This window comes from Streptomyces caeruleatus (genome assembly GCF_001514235.1).
In the GTDB taxonomy this organism is placed as follows: Bacteria; Actinomycetota; Actinomycetes; order Streptomycetales; family Streptomycetaceae; genus Streptomyces; species Streptomyces caeruleatus.
Window position 1 is genome coordinate 247,403 of sequence record NZ_KQ948926.1, and the last position, 18,093, is coordinate 265,495.

At 69.3% G+C, this 18,093-nt stretch carries 19 protein-coding genes; 18 read left to right on the forward strand and 1 reads right to left on the reverse strand.

The features are described 5' to 3' along the window. Window positions 1-9: 9 nt before the first annotated feature. From AQJ67_RS09850 to AQJ67_RS09860, 3 genes are all read left to right on the forward strand, one after another. Window positions 10-723: a hypothetical protein gene (locus AQJ67_RS09850; protein WP_062717716.1), complete on the forward strand. Its 714-nt coding sequence runs from the start codon at window positions 10-12 to the stop codon at window positions 721-723. Between the two features lie 177 nt (window positions 724-900). Beyond that, window positions 901-1,845: an SAM-dependent methyltransferase gene (locus AQJ67_RS09855; protein WP_063807307.1), complete on the forward strand. Its 945-nt coding sequence runs from the start codon at window positions 901-903 to the stop codon at window positions 1,843-1,845. Window positions 1,846-2,031: 186 nt separating this feature from the next. Beyond that, on the forward strand, window positions 2,032-2,937 hold the full coding sequence (locus tag AQJ67_RS09860) for an endonuclease/exonuclease/phosphatase family protein (protein WP_062717717.1): 906 nt from the start codon (window positions 2,032-2,034) through the stop codon (window positions 2,935-2,937). Window positions 2,938-3,197: 260 nt separating this feature from the next. Here the strand turns inward: AQJ67_RS09860 and AQJ67_RS09865 are convergent, their stop codons facing one another. Beyond that, the gene (locus tag AQJ67_RS09865) at window positions 3,198-4,667 is read right to left on the reverse strand and encodes a peptide deformylase (RefSeq protein WP_079055861.1); all 1,470 of its coding nucleotides are present in this window, start codon (window positions 4,665-4,667) and stop codon (window positions 3,198-3,200) included. Between the two features lie 245 nt (window positions 4,668-4,912). Between AQJ67_RS09865 and queC the strand changes: the two genes are divergently transcribed. The 15 genes from queC (at window position 4,913) to AQJ67_RS09940 (ending at window position 17,990) form a co-directional block, all read left to right on the forward strand. Beyond that, window positions 4,913-5,620, forward strand: a complete 708-nt coding sequence (gene queC / locus AQJ67_RS09870) for a 7-cyano-7-deazaguanine synthase QueC (protein WP_062718484.1) — start codon at window positions 4,913-4,915, stop codon at window positions 5,618-5,620. Beyond that, window positions 5,617-6,309, forward strand: a complete 693-nt coding sequence (locus AQJ67_RS09875) for a 6-carboxytetrahydropterin synthase (RefSeq protein WP_062717719.1) — start codon at window positions 5,617-5,619, stop codon at window positions 6,307-6,309. The genes queC and AQJ67_RS09875 overlap by 4 nt, the downstream gene beginning before the upstream one ends. Beyond that, window positions 6,306-7,028 carry a 7-carboxy-7-deazaguanine synthase QueE gene (locus AQJ67_RS09880; RefSeq protein WP_062717720.1) on the forward strand — a complete coding sequence of 241 codons (723 nt, stop codon included), beginning with the start codon at window positions 6,306-6,308 and terminating at the stop codon, window positions 7,026-7,028. The genes AQJ67_RS09875 and AQJ67_RS09880 overlap by 4 nt, the downstream gene beginning before the upstream one ends. Then, window positions 7,012-7,686 (forward strand): GTP cyclohydrolase I, encoded by a 675-nt coding sequence (gene folE / locus AQJ67_RS09885; RefSeq protein ID WP_079055862.1) that lies wholly within the window; start codon window positions 7,012-7,014, stop codon window positions 7,684-7,686. The genes AQJ67_RS09880 and folE overlap by 17 nt, the downstream gene beginning before the upstream one ends. Before the next feature lie 291 nt (window positions 7,687-7,977). After that, complete coding sequence (locus AQJ67_RS09890) at window positions 7,978-8,778, forward strand: reverse transcriptase domain-containing protein (RefSeq protein ID WP_208614933.1); 801 nt, start codon at window positions 7,978-7,980, stop codon at window positions 8,776-8,778. A 5-nt stretch (window positions 8,779-8,783) separates the two neighbouring features. Continuing rightward, complete coding sequence (locus AQJ67_RS09895) at window positions 8,784-9,368, forward strand: formylglycine-generating enzyme family protein (protein ID WP_062718488.1); 585 nt, start codon at window positions 8,784-8,786, stop codon at window positions 9,366-9,368. Beyond that, window positions 9,365-9,820 (forward strand): DUF6884 domain-containing protein, encoded by a 456-nt coding sequence (locus AQJ67_RS09900; RefSeq protein ID WP_062717722.1) that lies wholly within the window; start codon window positions 9,365-9,367, stop codon window positions 9,818-9,820. Before AQJ67_RS09895 ends, AQJ67_RS09900 begins: the two co-directional genes overlap by 4 nt. Beyond that, complete coding sequence (locus AQJ67_RS09905; RefSeq protein WP_208614934.1) at window positions 9,817-10,851, forward strand: glycosyltransferase family 2 protein; 1,035 nt, start codon at window positions 9,817-9,819, stop codon at window positions 10,849-10,851. Before AQJ67_RS09900 ends, AQJ67_RS09905 begins: the two co-directional genes overlap by 4 nt. Next, a complete protein-coding gene (locus tag AQJ67_RS09910) occupies window positions 10,848-11,798 on the forward strand; it encodes a radical SAM protein (RefSeq protein ID WP_062717723.1) in 951 nt (316 codons plus the stop codon). The genes AQJ67_RS09905 and AQJ67_RS09910 overlap by 4 nt, the downstream gene beginning before the upstream one ends. Beyond that, window positions 11,795-12,346, forward strand: coding sequence for a phosphoribosyltransferase (locus AQJ67_RS09915; RefSeq protein WP_062717724.1), 552 nt, complete (start codon window positions 11,795-11,797; stop codon window positions 12,344-12,346). The genes AQJ67_RS09910 and AQJ67_RS09915 overlap by 4 nt, the downstream gene beginning before the upstream one ends. Then, window positions 12,343-13,479, forward strand: a complete 1,137-nt coding sequence (locus AQJ67_RS09920; RefSeq protein ID WP_208614935.1) for a glycosyltransferase family 4 protein — start codon at window positions 12,343-12,345, stop codon at window positions 13,477-13,479. The genes AQJ67_RS09915 and AQJ67_RS09920 overlap by 4 nt, the downstream gene beginning before the upstream one ends. Further along, window positions 13,479-14,351, forward strand: a complete 873-nt coding sequence (locus AQJ67_RS09925; RefSeq protein WP_208614936.1) for a 5'-3' exonuclease — start codon at window positions 13,479-13,481, stop codon at window positions 14,349-14,351. The genes AQJ67_RS09920 and AQJ67_RS09925 overlap by 1 nt, the downstream gene beginning before the upstream one ends. 26 nt (window positions 14,352-14,377) lie before the next feature. Then, a complete protein-coding gene (locus tag AQJ67_RS09930) occupies window positions 14,378-14,959 on the forward strand; it encodes a PIG-L deacetylase family protein (RefSeq protein WP_062717725.1) in 582 nt (193 codons plus the stop codon). 87 nt (window positions 14,960-15,046) lie between these two features. Further along, window positions 15,047-15,676 carry an HAD family hydrolase gene (locus AQJ67_RS09935; protein ID WP_062717726.1) on the forward strand — a complete coding sequence of 210 codons (630 nt, stop codon included), beginning with the start codon at window positions 15,047-15,049 and terminating at the stop codon, window positions 15,674-15,676. A 424-nt stretch (window positions 15,677-16,100) separates the two neighbouring features. Continuing rightward, window positions 16,101-17,990: an ATP-binding cassette domain-containing protein gene (locus AQJ67_RS09940; RefSeq protein WP_062717727.1), complete on the forward strand. Its 1,890-nt coding sequence runs from the start codon at window positions 16,101-16,103 to the stop codon at window positions 17,988-17,990. Window positions 17,991-18,093 lie beyond the last annotated feature (103 nt).

The window sequence follows — 18,093 nt, forward strand, 5'->3', positions numbered from 1 at the left end:
GATGTTCTGATGCCCGACACCCCGCTCTTGGACTGTCCGTCCGACACCGGCACGCCGTCGGCGGCTGAGCTGCACAAGCATCTGGACGACGCATTCGTGGCCGCCCGGATCGCTGCCCGGGTCGAGGCAGCGCCCGGCGCAGCCCTGGACCTGACCTTGCTCACGGCCGGAAGGATGCCTTTCGACCGTGACCCTGACCAGGCCAACGCCTGGCTCGCCGAACACAGCATCGACGCCAGCGCACGGTTCAACGATGCCATGGACATCGTGATCAGGCTCCCCACGGCCGAGGCCGTTCACCGACTGACCGCGCTGGCTCTCGACGCGCGCATCGCCACGCATGCCGCCGCAGCAGCCCTGGACGGCGCACTCGCCGCCCACCGCCTGGCCTACGAGGTCGAGGTGACGGGACCCGGCCAGCTGAGCCTCGTCCTCCACGGTTCCGAAGACGCGGGCACCGGCCCCGCGTTCGCCGCACTGCTTGGCGCCCCAGGCATCGACGCCGGACTCGACCTCGCCCGTGGCCGCGGCATCCGCCGCCTGACCGACCGGCTCGCCTGGCTGCTCACCGGGGTCACCGAATCCCTCGTACAGGCACAGGGGAGCACGGGATGCCGGCATGAACCCGACCGAGTGGAGCTCTATTTCGACCCCGGCCAGGCCGATCTGCTGACCCGGCGGCTCGAACAGGCCAGCTCCACTGATCAGAGCAACACCTGCTGACTCCCGTGCGCGGCAGCCCCGTCGTCATCCAATGCCGCGCACGGGTTCCACTCCCTGTCGCCGAGCAACCCCCTAACTCCCCGCTCGGCGGCAGGGACCTGCCCTCCCGTTCCGGCGCTTCGGGGACCGAGGGGCGTTCCAGGCGTCACACACCTGCCAGCGAGGAAACACCCACCGATGAACACGACGACGCAAACGACCCACACTGGCCTGCCAGAAGGCTGGTTCCTGCGTCCCGCGGTCGCGCGGATCAACACCTTCCTCACGGGCGGGACCGACCATTACAAAGCCGACCGGCAGCTGGCCGGCCACCTCCTGCGCTCGGCCCCGTGGCTGACGGACATGGTGACGATCAACCAGAGGCACGGGCCCCAAGCCGTGACCGTCCTCGCACGCGAACTCGGCATCACTCAGTTCCTGGACCTGGGATGCGGGCTGCCCTCCAGCTGGAGCCGCGCACACGAGCGCCACGAACCCGCCCTGACCTATGAGGCCGCGGTCGGCGTCCACGCGGCCTCCCGCGTCATATACGTGGACAACGACCCGATGGTGTTCGCCCTCACCCGCTTCCTCCTGGAGGAGACCGCGACCGCCGCCCTCCGGGCCGACATCCGCCAGATCGACGAACTCCTCAACCACCACGAGATCCACGACACCCTCGACCCCAGTCAGCCCATCGCCGTCCTGGCCCACGACCTTCTTCCATGGGTGGACGACGAGGCGGCTACCACGGCAATGGCCGCCCTGCGGGACTGGCTGCCGGCTGGCAGCGCCATCTCCATCACCCACGCGAGCACCGACACGGACCCGCAAGCGATGAACAGCCTCATCGACCACTACGCCAAGGCCGGCATCACCTACCGGCCCCGCCCGCTCAAGCAGATCCAGTCGCTGCTGGGCACGTGGCCCCCGCTCCCACCGGGCCTCGTCCCGACCGCGCAGTGGCGTACCGGGAGCATCCGCTGTCTGCCGTCCGCCGCGCACTCGCACGCCTACGCCGCCGTCATCACCTGCCCACGGACCAATCGTCCGTCCGCTGGACAACAGCCGACGGGCCCGGCCGACCCGCCCAGCGGTCCAGCACGAGGAGATCTGTTGAACCCGCCTGACGACGACGCCTAGGACGGGGGTCTCCTCCCGGTCGCGAGGACCGCTGCGCCCGCTCCCACCGGACTCACGACCCCGCCCTCCGCGGGAGGAGGCAGCGCGGAGACCCCGCGCCTCGGCCGCGCTCTGTGAGTAGCCAGCGGCCGGCCCAACCCCACCCACATCCCACGTGACCTACTCGATCTGGAATGAAGGGACTCCATGGACGCCAGCACCGTCGACGTCGCCGTCTGGAACATCGAGGCCGACGGCGGCCGGAACGGCGAACGCCGCGACTTAGCACTCGACATCCTCGCCGAGTACAACCCCGACGTCGTACTCCAGCAGGAGGCGAAACACAGCCGGGAACGCGGTGGGCGACTCATGCATGCCGCGGAGAAGCGGCTGAGGCTACGCGGGTTCCTAGCCGCGCCCAACCCGTACGTCGACGCCGACATCGCGACCGCCGTGTACCTGCGGGCCGAGATGTTCCACGTCGCCGAGCAGAAGCCACACGCCAAGCCATGGTGGCTGCACCCCTGCCGGGTGCAGGCGCAGCTCGGCGCCTGCACCGTGCCGCTCAACTTCGTGTCGTTCCACATGTGCTACTACGACGCCGACCAGCGACTCACGGAAGCCGGATGGCTGACCACACAGGCCGAGACCGGCATGGCCACCATTGCGGCCGGAGACACGAACAGCTATCCACGGCGGGCCGAGCCCGTCGCGCTGCCAAACTGGGATACGGTCACCGACCGCGCGCACATGGTGCAGCGCACCCACCTGGACGCAGACGGCACCCGCCGCAGCGACACCCGTCCCGACGGCGTTCTCATCGATGCCGGGTACGTGGACCTCGCCCGTCACGCTGCCGACCACATCAGCGGCGTCGGCAACGGCGCACTCGCGGCCACGGCTGGATTCAGCAAGCCGGACCAGGGCGGGCCACAGCGCGTCGATCGCGGATACGCCGTCGGCGGCGTGGCCTCCGCTCTTGAGTACGTCGAGGTCGTCGACACCAAGGACACCCGCGAGGCTTCCGACCACGCACTGCTGCTCTACCGCTTCCACCGCACCCGCCTGGAACGCGTGCTCACCCAAGGCCGGTACGCGCTGTGCGCAGGCTGACGAGACGCCCCGTCTGGAAACAGGCGAGTCCCCCCGGCGACCGGACCTGCAAGAAGGCTCGGCACCGGACGGAGCACGTGAGGGAGAACCCCCTCCCGCGGGCTCTCCCCCACGCACGACCGCCTGAACGAGAGCAGGATGAACATGCAGGTCCAGTGCCCTCACAGGGGCATCAGCACCGCCCATCGCCCCGGATCGCATGCTGCCGCCAGACAGGCGGCGGTCCGGTGATCAGTCACATCCGCGCCCCGAGAAAGGCGTCAGCCGTAGGTCCATTGCTGGCCGGTGCCGCGGTACTCCTCGACGGGAATCGGTTGCACGCCTGGGCGCATGCGCTCGCGGTACAGCACCCCGCCAAGGTGGTCGACCTCGTGGTGGACGAGGCGAGCCAGACCCTGGGAGAGGCGGGACAGGTGTGGGGTGCCGTCGAGGTCGCTGTGGGCGACAACGATACTCAGGGGACGAGACACGAGGCCGCGTACGTCGAAGAAGCTGAGGCAGCCCTCGTACTGTTCGTCTTCTTCTTCAGCGGACTCGGCGACAGTGGCGTTCAGCAGCACGATCGGCTCCGCTCCGGCCTCAGGCGGGAAGATCACGGCGGCGGATCGGTCGATGCCGATCTGCGGGGCGGCGATGCCCATGCCTTTGCCGAAGGTGTGCAGCTGGCGGACACGGCCGACAGCGTCCAGAAGCTCACGGATGACCTGCTTGGCCTCGTCGGCTTCAGCTGGCAGGTCGAAGGGGCGAGCGGGGCGAACGAGGACCGGGGCGCCCTCCTGGACAATGCCGGCGTTCGCCATCGCCTGGCTGGCGGAGAGGGTGTTCACAGGGTCGTTCTCTTTCGTGTCATCAGCCCTCTTCAGGCGCCATTCGAGGCGGAAGCGGGCGTGCAGAGTCGGATCGACCGTCGCCCAGGAGAAGACGGACTGGTCGCCTCTTTCGGTGCGCTGGGGCGGGGTGCGCAATGGAGCGAAGTCCGCGCTCATGGAAGTCTCCGTGCCCCACACGGACGGTTCGCTATCGCGGGGGAAGGCGAGTTCCACGGCGAGCCGGCGAGTGGGAAGCCGGACGGCACGCTGGAACCAGGGACCCCACAGCTCCGCGCCGACGGAGTACGAATACGTGATCTCCGCCTCCTGCCCCGGGTAGAGCGGGAAGCGGCTGGTGGAGTTCCGGAACCGGAGCCATACCTCCTTGAACGCGTCTCGGTCGTGCTTGACGGTCCAGTCCATCGGTTCGTTACCGCAGTGTGCCGTCAAGCCCAGTTCGTCCCACGTGAGCGGGCTGCGCCGGTACAGGGCGTTGGAGCGCTCGGGCTCGGAGGGGTAGCGGTCTACTGCGATGCGTACGAGGTAGCGGGTGACGGGGTCGATGCCGACATTACGCAGGAGCCGACGCATGCTCAGGTGGTAGACGCTGCCGTCGAAGCTCAGGGCCGCCTCGTCTTCCAGGACCAACAGCCCAGTGCTGGATGGAGGTTCGGACTGCTCGGCCGCCTGCGGCGATGCATCGGTGCGCTGCCACGCCTGCCACAGGGCGCCACCCGCGTCGAGTTCCGCATCAGCACGGCGTGCCAGCTGGGAACTCCCCTGCTCGCGGCCGGCCTCCATGTGGCTGACGTACGAGGGATCGATGTTGAGCCGTCCCGCGAGGGCCGCCTTCGACAGACCCCGCACGTTGCGCCAGTGCGTGAGTTCCGCAGCGAAAGTGCTCCGCTCCTCGCTCTCCAAGATGACGGTCCTTTCCGGGAGTTGAGGAAGATCGTGAGTGAGCGCTCCTCATGGTCGCCTCATCCTGCCCGCCTGGAGCCCAATAGTGCCAGGCGGTGGCCTCGGCTACGTCCCTGGGTGCCGCGTCCGCCGCATTCCACCCGTCGCTGCGGCGACCTCGTCCGACTGCCGCCCCTACTTGAGGGCGGACTCACTCCACTTCCCCGCGCTGGATGGCCCGGGGGATCTCGAAGGGTTCTCTGGAGATGACTGGACATGTGCCGCGTCATGCGGTCGTAATCGCTTCCGGCGGGTTGGACAGCTCCGCCGTGGCATACCTGCTGGCCGCGCAAGGCGCCAGCCTGAGCTTGCTGTCCTTCGACTACGGGCAGCGCCACCGCAAGGAGCTGCAGTCCGCCGCCCTCATCGCCGAGGAACTCGGGGCGTCGCATGACGTGGTCGACCTAAGGAGCCTGGGCCACATTCTGGGCGGGTCGGCACTGACTGATACGACGATCCCTGTGCCGGACGGGCACTACAGCGACGACAGCATGCGGATCACAGTGGTGCCCAACCGCAACGCGATCATGCTGTCGGTGGCAGCAGGGGTCGCGGTGGCGTCGAAGGCGGACACCGTGGCCTTTGGCGCTCATGCCGGGGACCATGCGATCTACCCAGACTGCCGGCCGCAGTTCCTGGAACACATCGCCCGAACGATCCACGTCGGCAACGAGGGCTTTCTCGCCGAGGACTTTCAGGTCCTGGCGCCGTTCCTGAACGCCACGAAGGCAGACATCGTGACCGCGGCGGAGGAACTGGGAGTGCCGTTCAAACAGACCTGGTCGTGCTACAAGGGCGGTGACCTGCACTGCGGAACGTGCGGCACCTGCTGGGAGCGCCGGGAGGCATTCCAGGTGGCGGGAGTTTCGGACCCCACCCCCTACGCGGACAAAGCGGCGGGAGAGCGCCGATGAGTGGCAAGTGGCGCATCGGGAAGCTGTTCCGCTTCGAGGCGACCCGCGAGCTCAGCGGTCGGCGGGACGGTCATTCCTTCACCGCCGAAATCGTGTTGGCCTCCGAGGCGCTAACCGGCCCGGGATTCGTCGCCGACTTCGGTGAGCTTGCCCCGGTGAAGAAGCACATCGACGCCGTTCTCGACCACCGCATGCTCAACGACGTCGTACCTGACCCGAGTGACGAGGGAATCGCGGAGCACCTGAGGGGATGGGCCCGGGACCATCTGCCGGCCGCAGTCTCCTCGGTGCTCCAGGACGTCCGCATCCGCACTGGCAGGACCATGTCGCCTCCGGCCGGCACGGCGGTGGACTTCGGCGCCACGCACTGGCTTGAGGGGTTACCCCCCGGCCACCAGTGCGGTCACCACCACGGACACACCTACCGGGTCTTCCTTCCGGCCAGCGGTCCGGAGTGGCCCGCCCCGGTCAACCTGCCGCCGTCCTTCGCGGACTACCTCACCAGCGGACTCGACGGCCAGGTGCTCAACGACGTCTTCGCGTTCAACCCCACCTGCGAGCACCTGGCCGAGCACTTCGCGAAGTGGCTGGCCGAGCGGGACATCGCCGGCATCGACGAAGAGGTCCTCACCGTACGGGTGTCCGAGACGGAGAGCACCTGGGGCGAACACGAGGGGAGGCCGGCATGAGGGCCGCACTGCTGGAAGCGCCCCAGCGTCGTTCGCTGAGGATCGCCGAGACGTTCGCCGACACGGTCCAGGGCGAGGGACCCAGCACCGGCACTCCCGCGCTCTTCATCCGCTTCATGCTCTGCAACCTCATCTGTCGAGGATGCGACACCCCCTACACGTGGGACAGTTCCAGGTTCGATCTGCGGGCCGAATCGAAGTGGCGGAGCATCGACGACCTTCTCGGCTGGGTGCTGGGCCGCCCGGAGAAGCTGGTGGTGATCACCGGCGGCGAGCCGCTCCTGCAGCCGGAGCTGCTGACGCTGGTCCAGGAGCTGCGGGCGGCCGGCCGGGACGTGGAGATCGAGACCAACGGCACCATTCCCCCGGCGAAGGAGCTCGTGGACGCCGGTCCGTGGTTCAACGCCTCGCCCAAGTTGTCCGGGTTCGGATCCGGCATGCCACAGAGCCGACGCATCGTTCCCGACGCGCTCCGTGCCCTCGCAGCCAGCGGCCGAACGCGGTGGAAGTTCGTGGTCACGGACCCATGCGAGCTGGACGAGATCGCCGGGCTCGAGGCGACGTATGGCCTCGCCCCCATATCCGTCATGCCCGAAGGCACGACCCCCGAGGCGGTCCTGGACGGGATGCGGACCCTGGTCGAGCCGGTCGCCGGGCGGGGCTGGCGGCTCGGGACCCGTCTGCACGTCCTTCTGTGGGGTGATGAGCGTGGCCGCTGAGTCCCGAACCGCGCCCCGCCAAGCGGCCGACAACAGTGAGAGCACCTTGACCACCAGCCACGTCGCGTCCTCGCCGCGCCAACCGGTCATCGACCAAGAGCAGGTCGCCGGCCTGTACCGACAACTGCTCTTCGCGCTCGGGGAGGACCCCGACCGGGATGGCCTGAAAGACACCCCCCGGCGTGTAGCCCGCTGGTGGTCGGAGTTCCTTGAGTACGAACCGGGGCGCACGGACACGCTGTTCACTCATGAGCAGGCCAACGTGGACGGCGAGGAAGTCGTGATCGTTTCCGGCATCGTGGTGGCTTCACTCTGCGAACACCATCTCCTGCCGATGACGCTCACCCTCACTGTCGCCTACTGCCCCGTCGGCCAGGTCCTGGGCCTTTCGAAGATCGCCCGGATCGCCCAGGCCCACGGCCACCGCCTGCAGCTTCAGGAGCGCATCGTAGGCGGCATCGCCGAGGAGATGGCGAAGGTCACCGGAGCTTCGGACATCGCGGTGTCGGCGGCAGGTGAGCACGCGTGTATGAGCATGCGGGGCGTCCGAGCGATGGGAGCGCTCACCACCAACGCCGTCACACGCGGCCGCTTCAGCTCAAACGAGCCCCTCGGACAGCTGTTCCGTGGGCTCGCGCTGAAGGGAGCCGACCAGTGAACAGAGTCGAACCCGCACCCAGTCCCGTGAGCTGGAAGGCGTTCCATGTCCGCCCCGAGAGCCACAGGCCGGCCGACCTGCCAGCGGTCACCCGTAGGGCGGACCTGCCGGTGCCGGGAACTCAGGACTCGCGGCCGGGAGGCGGATATGGAGGCTGACATGACGACGCCTGGGTGGGGCCGTCGTTCCGGCTCTCCAGGACCGCGCGTGTTGGGAAGCGGCTCTCAAAAGGAGGGCGGGATCGTTCCAGCCACCCAGGCTGCCTTCACTGTAGCGCCCAACTCCCCTCGCGTGGCACCCCATTCGCTGATGCCGTATCTGATCGAGCCGGTACACCTGAAACGAGCCGCCCGGGAATGCATGCGCCGGGCGTCCGCGCCGGGGGCGGACGGCCTCAGCTGGGCAGGGTTCCGCACGAGATTGAAGGCGCAGCTCGACGAGTTGGGCGAGCAGCTACACCAGGGCACATGGCAGCCCGGACCTCTGCGGGCGTCGCACGTGGTCGCGTACACGGGCAAACACATCGACACCGTGATCCCCACGGTCCGCGACCGCGTCGTCCACCGGGCGATGCGCCGCGCTGTCGAACCCGTTCTGGACCAAACCGCGTTCGCAACGTGGGTGTCGGGGTTTCGCCGAGGCCGCAACCGGCTCACTTCGCTGCGCCAGGCCGCCGAGCACCTCGCCCAGGGACGGACCTGGGTGGTCGACGTCGATGTTCAGCGGGCGTCGGCCGGAGCGGGCACTGGCGAAGTACTCGACTGGCTGGCCGGCCACGTCCACGACGGCACCTTCCTGGCCAGGGTGCGTACGGCCCTGGACGCCCTGCCCGACCCGATCATGCCGGGGTGCGGGCTGAGCCCACTGCTCATCAACCTCCGCCTGTCGCAGGTGGACGCACAGTTGCGGGACCTGGCAGTGGTCCGCTTCGCGGACAACTACTGCCTCTTCGCCACCAGCCGCACCGAGGCGGAGTACGCCCACACCGCGCTGGTAGCCGCGCTCGCAGCGGCCGGCCTGCGCCCGCACCCGGACAAGAGCCGTATCCGCTCCTCGGCCCACGCCGAGGACCTGTTCCTGATCAGCGGGTGATCCTCATGACCGCGTCTTCGGCGACCGCCGTCACCGCCACAGTGGGCAGCACAATCCGCTGGGTCCGTATCGAGGGTGGGATATGCCGCTTCGGCGATCAACAGCGCCGCATCAAAGTGCGCACCCTGGAGTGGACACGGACGGTCCTGAGCTGGGCCCAGCTCGCCTGCGGCACCGACCCGAGGCCCGTCACGGGCCTCGCACAACCCGATGCAGCCGCCCTCGCACGCGCGCTGGGAGGACGGCTGCCCCGCTCCGTCGAGTGGGAGTGGGCAGCATCCGGGCCCACCAGTCGCACGTATCCCTGGGGCGAGGAGGAACCCACGCCTCGGCGAGCCAACCTGCGGGGCGGGCCTGGCCGATCCACCCCCGTGGGCGCCTACCCGGACGGGGCGACGCCGGACGGGCTGCTCGACATGGCCGGGAACGTCTGGGAGTGGACCAGCAGCACCACCCTCGGCAGCGGGTTCATCCTGCGCGGCGCTTCCCACAATTCCCCTGCTCTGTACGCCAAGTCGACTTTCCTCAACGCCGCACCGGCCGAACTTGAGTCGGACGGCATCGGCTTCAGGGTGGTGCGTGAACCATGACCACCCCACTGCCCGGCACCCTGGTGCTGGCCGCATGCTCGCGTCGCAAGACGGACACCATCGTCCCCGTCCCCGTACTTGAGCTGTACGCCGGCGGCATCGCGCCGCAGCTCCGCGAACGCGTGGGCGATCAACCCGATCTGCGTCAGCGTGTCTTCTTTCTGTCCGCCAGGCACGGCCTGGTCGGTGCCGATACCCCGCTGCTGCCCTACGACCAGGCGCTCACCGCCGAGCACGCCTCCGTGCTGCGCCCCACGGTGCACCGCCAACTGCGCTGGCGTCTCGACGCCCTCGATGTCCGGGCACGACTTCTGGTCGTGGCCGAGCCGCTCTACCTGGTCCTGATCGCGGACCTGCTCGCCGACGAGGACCGCCCGTTCATGCACTGGATCCCCGACCCCCGCGGCTGGTCCCAGGCCGCCGCCGTACTCGACGATTGGAACTGGCCGTGACGCTCACCCTCGCCGAGGCCCTCACCACCCGGCCCAACGACCACAGCAGGCTGCGGGAGGAATTCGAAGCACGCACCGGTATCGCCTGGCACGCCCCCACGCCCGCCACCCTGGCGGCCGGCCATGCCCTGTCGATCGTGATTCCGGCGCGGAACACGGCTCATTCACTGGGGCCCGTACTCGACGCCCTCGCCGCCCAGGACACCAACGGCTCCGTCGAGACCATCGTGGTGGACGACGCGTCAGAGGATGCGACCGCCGAGATAGCCGCAGCCCACCCGGCGGTCGACACCCTGATTCGGCTCCGCACACAGAGCGGTGCCGCAGCGGCTCGCAACGCCGGGACCGCCCTGGCGAGCGCCGACACGGTCGTCTACCTGGACGGGGACATGGTCCTCGCGCCCCACGTCCTCGCGGACATCGCCACCCGCTCCCGCCCGGATGCCGTCTTGCTGGGCTTCCGCCACAACGCCCCCTACCAGCCGGGCCGTGACGGCGTCGCCAAGGTTCCCGGAGGCATGCCCGACCTGGCCGCCGACCACCGTGTCACCTGGCGCAGCCAGGGAGGCAAGCAGATGTACACCGGCATCACCTTGGACCGTCCCACCACCGGCAGCCCCCTCAACGACACCGACGACTTCCAAAAGCTCGGCCACGGCACCACGTATCTGGACTGGGACCTCCCGCGCGTGGTCGTCACCGCCCTGATGGCTGCCCCGCGCGAGAAGGTCGTCGACGTCGGGGGCTTCGACCCGGTGTTCGGGCTCGTCGGCTGGGGCATGGAGGACACCCACCTCGGCGCCGCTCTCATCTCCGCCGGATGCCTAGTGGTCCCCCTGCGGCAGTGCGTCGGCTTCCACCTCGATCCTCCGGACGCCGAAGCCCAGTGGCAGACCAAGCTCGCCGGCTGGCCGAGCACGCTCGCCTACTACCGCCGCCTGCTCGACGGTCCGGTCCCGCACAGCCGGACCACTGCCTTCCGCGACGCCGCCAAACAGCTGCTCGCCGAGTCCGAGGTGATCAACCGATGACAGTCCGGATCTTCGCGGCGGCCACCCTCGGGAAGACGCCACTGGTGTACGACCCGGCCACCGAACTCACCCACACCCCCAGTCGGCAGGTGACCGCCGGGCGGGTCCTGCTGGACGACGAGGAGGTGGCCGAGTGGCCCACCGTCACCCAGCAACAGGTGAACACCCACCTCCCCTTCAACGTCTGCTGGTCGCCTCTGGTGCGCTGCAACCTGCAGTGTCCGCAGTGTCTGGACGACAAGACGCTCCCCGAGAGCGGCGCCACCGAGCGCGAGCGCATCGCCGGCCTCCTCGCCGACAGCGACGTCCTCGGCCACGACATCTCCGGTGGCGAGCCGCTGTTGCTGCGGTCCCTGCCGCAGCTGCTGAAGGCGCTCGCCAGCCAGAGGGCCGCGGTCAGCTGCACGACCAATGGCTGGCACCTTCGGCGCCGAGCGGAGGAACTCGCCCCGGTTCTCGATGCGGTGCGCGTCAGCTTCGACGGCCCCGACGCCGCCTCGCACGACCACTGGCGGGGCAAGGGCAGCTTCGAACGGGCCGTGGCCGGCGTCCGCGCCGCCGTCGCCCAGAGTGTGCCGGTGCAACTGCACGTAGTCCTGATGCAGTCCACCGCCCACCGGGCCCAGTCGGTCGCCGACCTGGCCGCCGACCTCGGCGCCGTCGGCGTCACCTTCCTGCAGATGCTGCCCATCGGGGACGGCGCCGGCCTCGCCGCCTCCGAGCTTGTCCCGGACGCCGAAGCGCGGCGCATCGTGGAGTCCGTCCGGCCGCCTCACGGGCTCCGTATCCGGCTACGGACCCGCGAACTAGCCGAAGGGTTCACGGTGATCCGTGCCGACGGGCAGGTGTACCACAACGTGCGCGGAGCCACCGATATCCAGGCCACACGCCCGCTGGTGACCGTCGCCGATCTGCACCTCCCTCTCGCCGAGGGGGCCCGGCGATGACCCGGACAGAACCGGTGCAGCGGATCTTCCGTCACCGCACCGCCTACCTGCTGACTCCGCAGGCGTACCAGACGGCGCTCGCACTCCTTGCCGATGCCGCCGCCGCAGCCGGCCCGATCGCCACGGTAATCGGCATCGCAGGCGGCGGACGGCGGCCCGCCGAAGAGATCGCCACCCGGCTCGGCGTGCCCGTGTGCCACGTCGAGGCACAGCACAACACCTCCGACGCGCTGTACACCCAGGCCACCGGCACGGTGACGGTCAACATCCCGGACGGCTTTCCCGCCGCGCCGGGCGGGCGCACCCTCCTCGTCGATGACATCTGCGGCACCGGAGCCACCTTCACCGCGGTCGCCGAGGCGCTCGCTCCGCGCCTGGCACCGGATGTCCGCATGGACACCGTCGCCCTGTGCCGGAACGTGGGCAGCCCTCTGCGCCCCAACTGGTGGGCCTGGGACGTAGACGACTGGGTGGTCTTCCCCTGGGAGCCCCGCCCGGACACCGCCATGCAGCCACTGCCCATGCCCGAGAGGATCCACACGCCGTGACCAACATCCGCGTGACCGCCCGCGGCATCGTCTTCGTTCTCGCCTCCTGGCAGATGGACGCACCCGCCGGCATCGAACGCGCCACGGCCGCGCTCGCCCGCGGCCTGGCCGCAGCTGGCCACCGCGTCGCCATCGCCACCGCCGTACCGCACGAGGCGGGGAGCGGGCTCGACGGTGTCGCCATCGAGCACCTCGACCTTCCGGTCGCCTTCCCGTGCCCGGACGAGACGCTGCGCAGAGCTGTCCTGCAGCACGAGGACAAGCTCCAGGCCCGCCTCTGGGAGATCATCGCCCGCCACCGGGCCGACGCGGTCGTCTTCGCAGACGCCCTGTGGGGTCTGGGGCGGCTGGCCGCCGATCTACCCGACGGCGTATGCCGGGTGCTCGCGGCGCACGTGCTGCCGAACGCGGAGGACGCCCCCGCGGCTCTCGCCCGCGCGGACAGAGTGATCATTCCCTCGCCGGTCGTGCGGGCCGAGGCCGAGGCTGCCGGCTTGTCGACCGGCGAGTGGCGCGTTGTGCCCAATGCGCTCCTTCACGCGCCTTCCGCACCGCCCGACGACGATCACGTCGAACGGCGCCGGTCCGGGCCCGTGCGGGTGCTGGCCCGCCTCGGGCACGAGAAGGGTCTCGTGCCGCTGCTGACGGCCGCCGCCGGCTGGGGCAGGGATCTGGAGGTCATGGTCGCGGCGGCGGGCTTCGAGTCGGCCACGGGCTCCCAAGCCCGGCTCCGGGCGGAATGCCGGGCCGTCGCGGACGCCTCGACGCGCATCACCCTGTTCGAAGGGGGCCTGGCCTGGCGAGAGGTTCCCACCTGGCTGGCCGGGGCCGCCGCCGTGATCGTTCCGTCCCTGCGTGAGACGTTCGGGCTCGTGGCCTTGGAAGCCATGAGCGTGGGCGTGCCCGTGGTCAGCTACCCGGTCGGCAACCTCCCTGCCCTCCTTGAACACCCGTACGCCGCCGAGCGGTTGATGGGCGATCCCCGGTCAGGGCCCAACACGCTCCTCGGCCTTGCCGATGCACTCCTCGCCGATCCGGTAGCCTACGGGCGAACTTCAAAGGCCATGTACCACCTGGCTCAGGACTACAGGCCCGACCGAATCGCCCTGCAATTTATTAAGGCGGTGTCGTGATGGGTGCTGTAGCCCCGTCTCCTTCCTCGGCAACCCCGCTGTTCCTCGTCGACGGCTTCAACGTGCTGTGGCGCGGGCACTTCGGATTCCCAGCCCCGATCTTCTCCCGCGACAAGCAGCGGAACCTGACGGGCCTGTTCGCGTTCTTCGCCCTGCTGCGAGTGACCCTCCGCGACGACCTGGACACGGCACCGGCCGAGGTGTGCGTCGTCCTGGACGGGGAGCACGGCAGCGCCGGACGCAAGGACGCCGACGCCGACTACAAGGCCAACCGGGAGTCCACGCCGGAGGCCCTGGCGCCGCTGCAGTTCCTGGCGCCGATGAAGGAGGCCCTCGACGCCTACGGGATCGCCTGGGTGGAGATCGACGACGCCGAGGCCGATGACGTCGTCGCCACCCTCGTCCACCGGCACCTGGACCAGCCGATCCGCATCATGAGCGCCGATCAGGACTACTACCAGCTCCTGGACGGGGAACGCGTACGGATCATCAACCGCTCCCGTAAAGCGTCCAAGCGGATCATCACCGACACCGAGGTCCACGAGCGCTACGGCGTCACCCCCGCCCAGTGGCCCGACTACCGCGCCCTGACCGGGGACAAGTCGGACAACCTGCCCGGCGTCAAAGGCATCGGCGCCAAAACCGCCGCTGGGCTGCTCGACGGCGGCCTGACCCTTGATGATCTTCCTGCCTCCGGTCGGCTCGCCGGCACCAAGGGGGCCGCGATCACCAGTGCGTGGGACGACGTGCTGCGCTGGCGCGAGCTGAGCCGGATGCGCCGCGATGTGCCCATCCCCTGGCAGGCCACCGGACACGCCAGCCCGTCGCTGCCCCGGCCGGCGGACGTCATCGAGAAGCTGGGGATGTGGTGAGAGTGCCGGGATCCGTCTTAGCCGTCATGGCCCACCCCGATGATCTGGAGCTGTGGGCCGGGGGCACGCTCGCCCTGCACGCCCGCCACGCTCCTGTGATCGGCGCGGTCAAGACGCACGATGAGGTGCGCAATGCCGAAGCAGCCGCCAGCGCCCAGGCCCTCGGCATCGAACTCGAACTCCGGGACATTCTGGACGCCACCGCGGTTGACGAGCTGATACGTCGGTACCGGCCGGAGGTCCTGATCACCCACCCCGTCGACGACGTCCACCCCGACCACCGGGCGGTGGCAGCCGCTGTTCTTGCGGGCCTGCCCAAGGCGCACATCCACACCGGCTGCCCGCGACGTCTATACACCTGCGACAGCTACAACTCGCTGACACTGAGCGGCCCGGTCAACGCCCCGGTGATCATCGACATCACGACGACTTTCGACCAGAAGATGCGCGCCCTCGCCGAGCACCGGTCGCAGCCGATCGACGATCACTTCGGCCCGATGGCCCAGAACCTGGCCGCACTGTGGGGCGGCCGGATCGGTGCGTCCCACGCCGAAGCCTTTACTCCCGTACCAATCCTGGGCCGCTTGCCCGGCGCCGCGCACCTCTGACCGACTCGTCCCCGCACCCTCCTGAAGCCTGCCTGCCCAGGCACCGCACCCCACCGCGCAGATCAGCCGATGACCCCAGGAACTGCCATGCCATACAGAGCTGTCATATTCGATTTTGGCGGAGTCCTCACCACGAGCCTGGACGACTGCGCCCGCGCCTTCTCCAAGGAATGCGGACTGCCCGACGACGCCTACCTCCACGCCGTCTCCGTCAATCCCACCGGCCGCCGCCTATACGCGGAGTTGGAACGCGGTAACATCACCCAGGAATACTGGAACTCGGGAATTGCCAGCCTGCTCGACATCGACGGCACCGACTTGATGCGCCGGGCCCTGGCGACCCTCCGTCCCGAACACCTCATCGTTGACGCCGCCCGTTCCATCCGCAGCGCCGGCCTGAAGACCGCCGTGCTGTCCAACAGCATGGGCATGAGCCCGTTCAACCCATACGAGCCATGGCAACTTGAGAACGCCCACGACGCGGTCGTACTGTCCGAACAAGTCCGCCTACGCAAACCCGACCGGCAGATCTACCAGCTCACGCTGGACCAGCTCGGCTGCCGAGGGCAGGACTGCATCTTCGTCGACGACATCGAAGCGAATCTTCCACCAGCACACGCCCTCGGCATCACGACGATCCATGCCACAAGCCCGACACTCACTGCGGAACGTCTTCAAGACCTTCTAGGGCTTCCACTCTCCCTCCCCCGAAGGTGAGGCGGAGCACCCGTATTGACCACCGCACTCCGTTAGCTCACGGCGCCGCGCGCACGCCCGCTGATTCGCCCCGCACAGTGGAGGCCCGCATGCACCAGCCCGCGCTCCGGCCACTCCACTTTGCCCGCAGCGCGGGCTGTCCCTCCCCAGCCAAGTTGGGCCAGAGCCGGTGTGCGCCAACGCGCCCATCGCTCGGATCAGGCGGCCTCAGAACTGGTTTTCAGCATCACGGGCGCCGTCATCGGCGTTTCGGCCAATCACCGTGCTTCGTACTCCTGTTGCAGGGGGCGGGTCGATGCATCTTCCACGCTCCGCCGCGCGCTCTATCTCGGGATTCCGAGACCGACCGAAACACATATGTTCGATATCCCGGCCGGGTCGTTGAGCCCCACGACCACGCCGGATGACCGTCTAGGGGGAACAGTTGACCTCGGCCGATACACAAGAGCAGCAGGCCACCGCGCCGCCTCCGCCACCGCCAGCGGAGATCACTTACAGCGGGCAGTACTCCGTCAACCCGCTCGCCGAGGTCTCCTTCCGGCGGATGTGCGCGCAGATCCCGGCCGTCCTGGGACGGATCGCCCGGTTGTCGTTGCGGACCGACCGGCGGGCGGTGCAGCTCCTGCTCGGCTGCCAGGTGGTCACGGGCGTCTCGGCCGCTGTCCTTCTGGCCGCCACCGCCCGGGCCATGGAGCCCGTCCTCGGGAACGGCTCCGCCGGCGACCGGCTGCGTGGGGCCCTGCCGGCGCTGTTGGTGGTGGGGCTCGCCGCTGCGCTGGGCCGCGCTGCGGGGGCGGTGGCCACATACGCCGCGCGGCGGATCACCCCCCGGCTGACGACGGAGACGGACAGCGCCCTGGTGGAGGCCGTGTGCCGGGTCGAGGCTGCGGCGTACTCGGAGGACGGATTCTCGGACCGACACGAGGCGGCCGAGATGGGCGTGATCCGCACCCACGTGATGGTCACCGACGCACAGCGGTTCCTGTCCGCGCTGATCCGCATGGTCACCGCCGGCGGCGTGCTGTCGGTGCTGAACCCGCTGATGCTGCCGCTGCTCCTGCTCGCCGTGCTGCCCGCCGGTGTCGGCGCCGTCCTGACCGCCAGGGTTGACTACGAGATCCACTATGCCAACGTCGCCGACCGCAACGTGCGCGGCATGATGCGCTGGTGGGCGACCACGTCGAAGTACGGCGACGAGGTCCGCGCCAACTCGATGACCGACTATCTCGTCTACTGGTATCGGGCCCTGTCCGACCGGTGTGACCGGCGCACCCTCGCTGCCGCGCCGCGTACCCTGCGGATCGCTCTGCTCTCCGCGCTGGCCGGGGGTGTCTTCCTCGTCGCGACCTGGGGTGCCCTCGCGTGGCTGGCGGTGTCCGGACGGATCGAACTCGCGGTCGCAGCCACGGCCGTCATCGCCGTCCAGACCACACTCGCCGCTCTCTCCCAGGTCGTCATCAACGGAGCCGCCGTCTTCCACACCAGCCTGTACCTGAGCGACATGCAGTCCTTCCTCGACGACGCCGCGGTCCGCGCCCCCAAGCGCGGCCCCCGCGAGCACTGCGCGCCGACCGAGGAGATCCGGGTCGAGGAGGCCGTCTACCAATACCCGGGCAAGGACAAGCCTGCCGTGGACGGCGTCTCCCTCGCCCTGCATCGCGGCCAGATCCTCGCGATCGTCGGAGCGAACGGCTCAGGGAAGTCCACGCTGACCCGGCTGCTGACCGGGATCTACCTGCCGGACAAAGGCCGGGTCACCTGGAACGGCACCGATCTCGCCGAGGTGGACCCCGCCACCGTGTGGGCGAACACCGGTCTGGTCCCACAGATCTTCGCCCAGTGGCCGCTGCGTATCCGCGAGAACGTCACCCTCGGCCAGCCCCGCACCCACGACGACGCCCCGGTGTGGGAAGCCATCGACGCGGTCGGCCTGCGCGAAGCCGTCGACGATCTCCCCGGGGGCCTGGACACCCTCCTGTCCCGCGACGTCTTCGGCGGATCAGAACTCTCCGGCGGCCAGTGGCAGCGCATCGCGTGCTCCAGGGCCCTGTACCGCCGCCCGGGACTGCTGATCCTCGACGAGCCCACGTCGCAGATGGATCCGCGCGGCGAGCACCAGATCTTCGAGCAGATCAAGGCCATCGCCGCCGACCGCATCACCATCGTGGTCACCCACCGCCTGGAGAACACCAAGATCGCCGACCACATCGTCGTTATGGAGCACGGCCGGATCACCGAACAGGGACGGTACGACGACCTCGTCCACGCCGGCGGAACCTTCGCCGAGCTCCTCGAACTCTCCCAGGACCGCTGACCGCTATCGCCCCCCGCCCGTCCCGCCGCCACGGGACCGGCACCTCCAGGAGGAACCGTGCGCCCCGCCCTCACCGCAGCCCACGGCCGCGTCCCCCACCGCA

Excerpts from the sequence above, each read along its gene's own strand:
- AQJ67_RS09855 (WP_063807307.1), top strand. The coding sequence starts at position 901 with ATGAACACGACGACGCAAACGACCCACACTGGCCTGCCAGAAGGCTGG.
- AQJ67_RS09875 (WP_062717719.1), top strand. The coding sequence starts at position 5,617 with ATGAGTGGCAAGTGGCGCATCGGGAAGCTGTTCCGCTTCGAGGCGACC.
- AQJ67_RS09850 (WP_062717716.1), top strand. The coding sequence starts at position 10 with ATGCCCGACACCCCGCTCTTGGACTGTCCGTCCGACACCGGCACGCCG.
- AQJ67_RS09880 (WP_062717720.1), top strand. The coding sequence starts at position 6,306 with ATGAGGGCCGCACTGCTGGAAGCGCCCCAGCGTCGTTCGCTGAGGATC.
- AQJ67_RS09860 (WP_062717717.1), top strand. The coding sequence starts at position 2,032 with ATGGACGCCAGCACCGTCGACGTCGCCGTCTGGAACATCGAGGCCGAC.
- AQJ67_RS09915 (WP_062717724.1), top strand. The coding sequence starts at position 11,795 with ATGACCCGGACAGAACCGGTGCAGCGGATCTTCCGTCACCGCACCGCC.
- AQJ67_RS09900 (WP_062717722.1), top strand. The coding sequence starts at position 9,365 with ATGACCACCCCACTGCCCGGCACCCTGGTGCTGGCCGCATGCTCGCGT.
- folE (WP_079055862.1), top strand. The coding sequence starts at position 7,012 with ATGAGCGTGGCCGCTGAGTCCCGAACCGCGCCCCGCCAAGCGGCCGAC.
- AQJ67_RS09910 (WP_062717723.1), top strand. The coding sequence starts at position 10,848 with ATGACAGTCCGGATCTTCGCGGCGGCCACCCTCGGGAAGACGCCACTG.
- AQJ67_RS09925 (WP_208614936.1), top strand. The coding sequence starts at position 13,479 with ATGGGTGCTGTAGCCCCGTCTCCTTCCTCGGCAACCCCGCTGTTCCTC.
- AQJ67_RS09895 (WP_062718488.1), top strand. The coding sequence starts at position 8,784 with ATGACCGCGTCTTCGGCGACCGCCGTCACCGCCACAGTGGGCAGCACA.
- AQJ67_RS09935 (WP_062717726.1), top strand. The coding sequence starts at position 15,047 with ATGCCATACAGAGCTGTCATATTCGATTTTGGCGGAGTCCTCACCACG.
- AQJ67_RS09930 (WP_062717725.1), top strand. The coding sequence starts at position 14,378 with ATGGCCCACCCCGATGATCTGGAGCTGTGGGCCGGGGGCACGCTCGCC.
- queC (WP_062718484.1), top strand. The coding sequence starts at position 4,913 with ATGACTGGACATGTGCCGCGTCATGCGGTCGTAATCGCTTCCGGCGGG.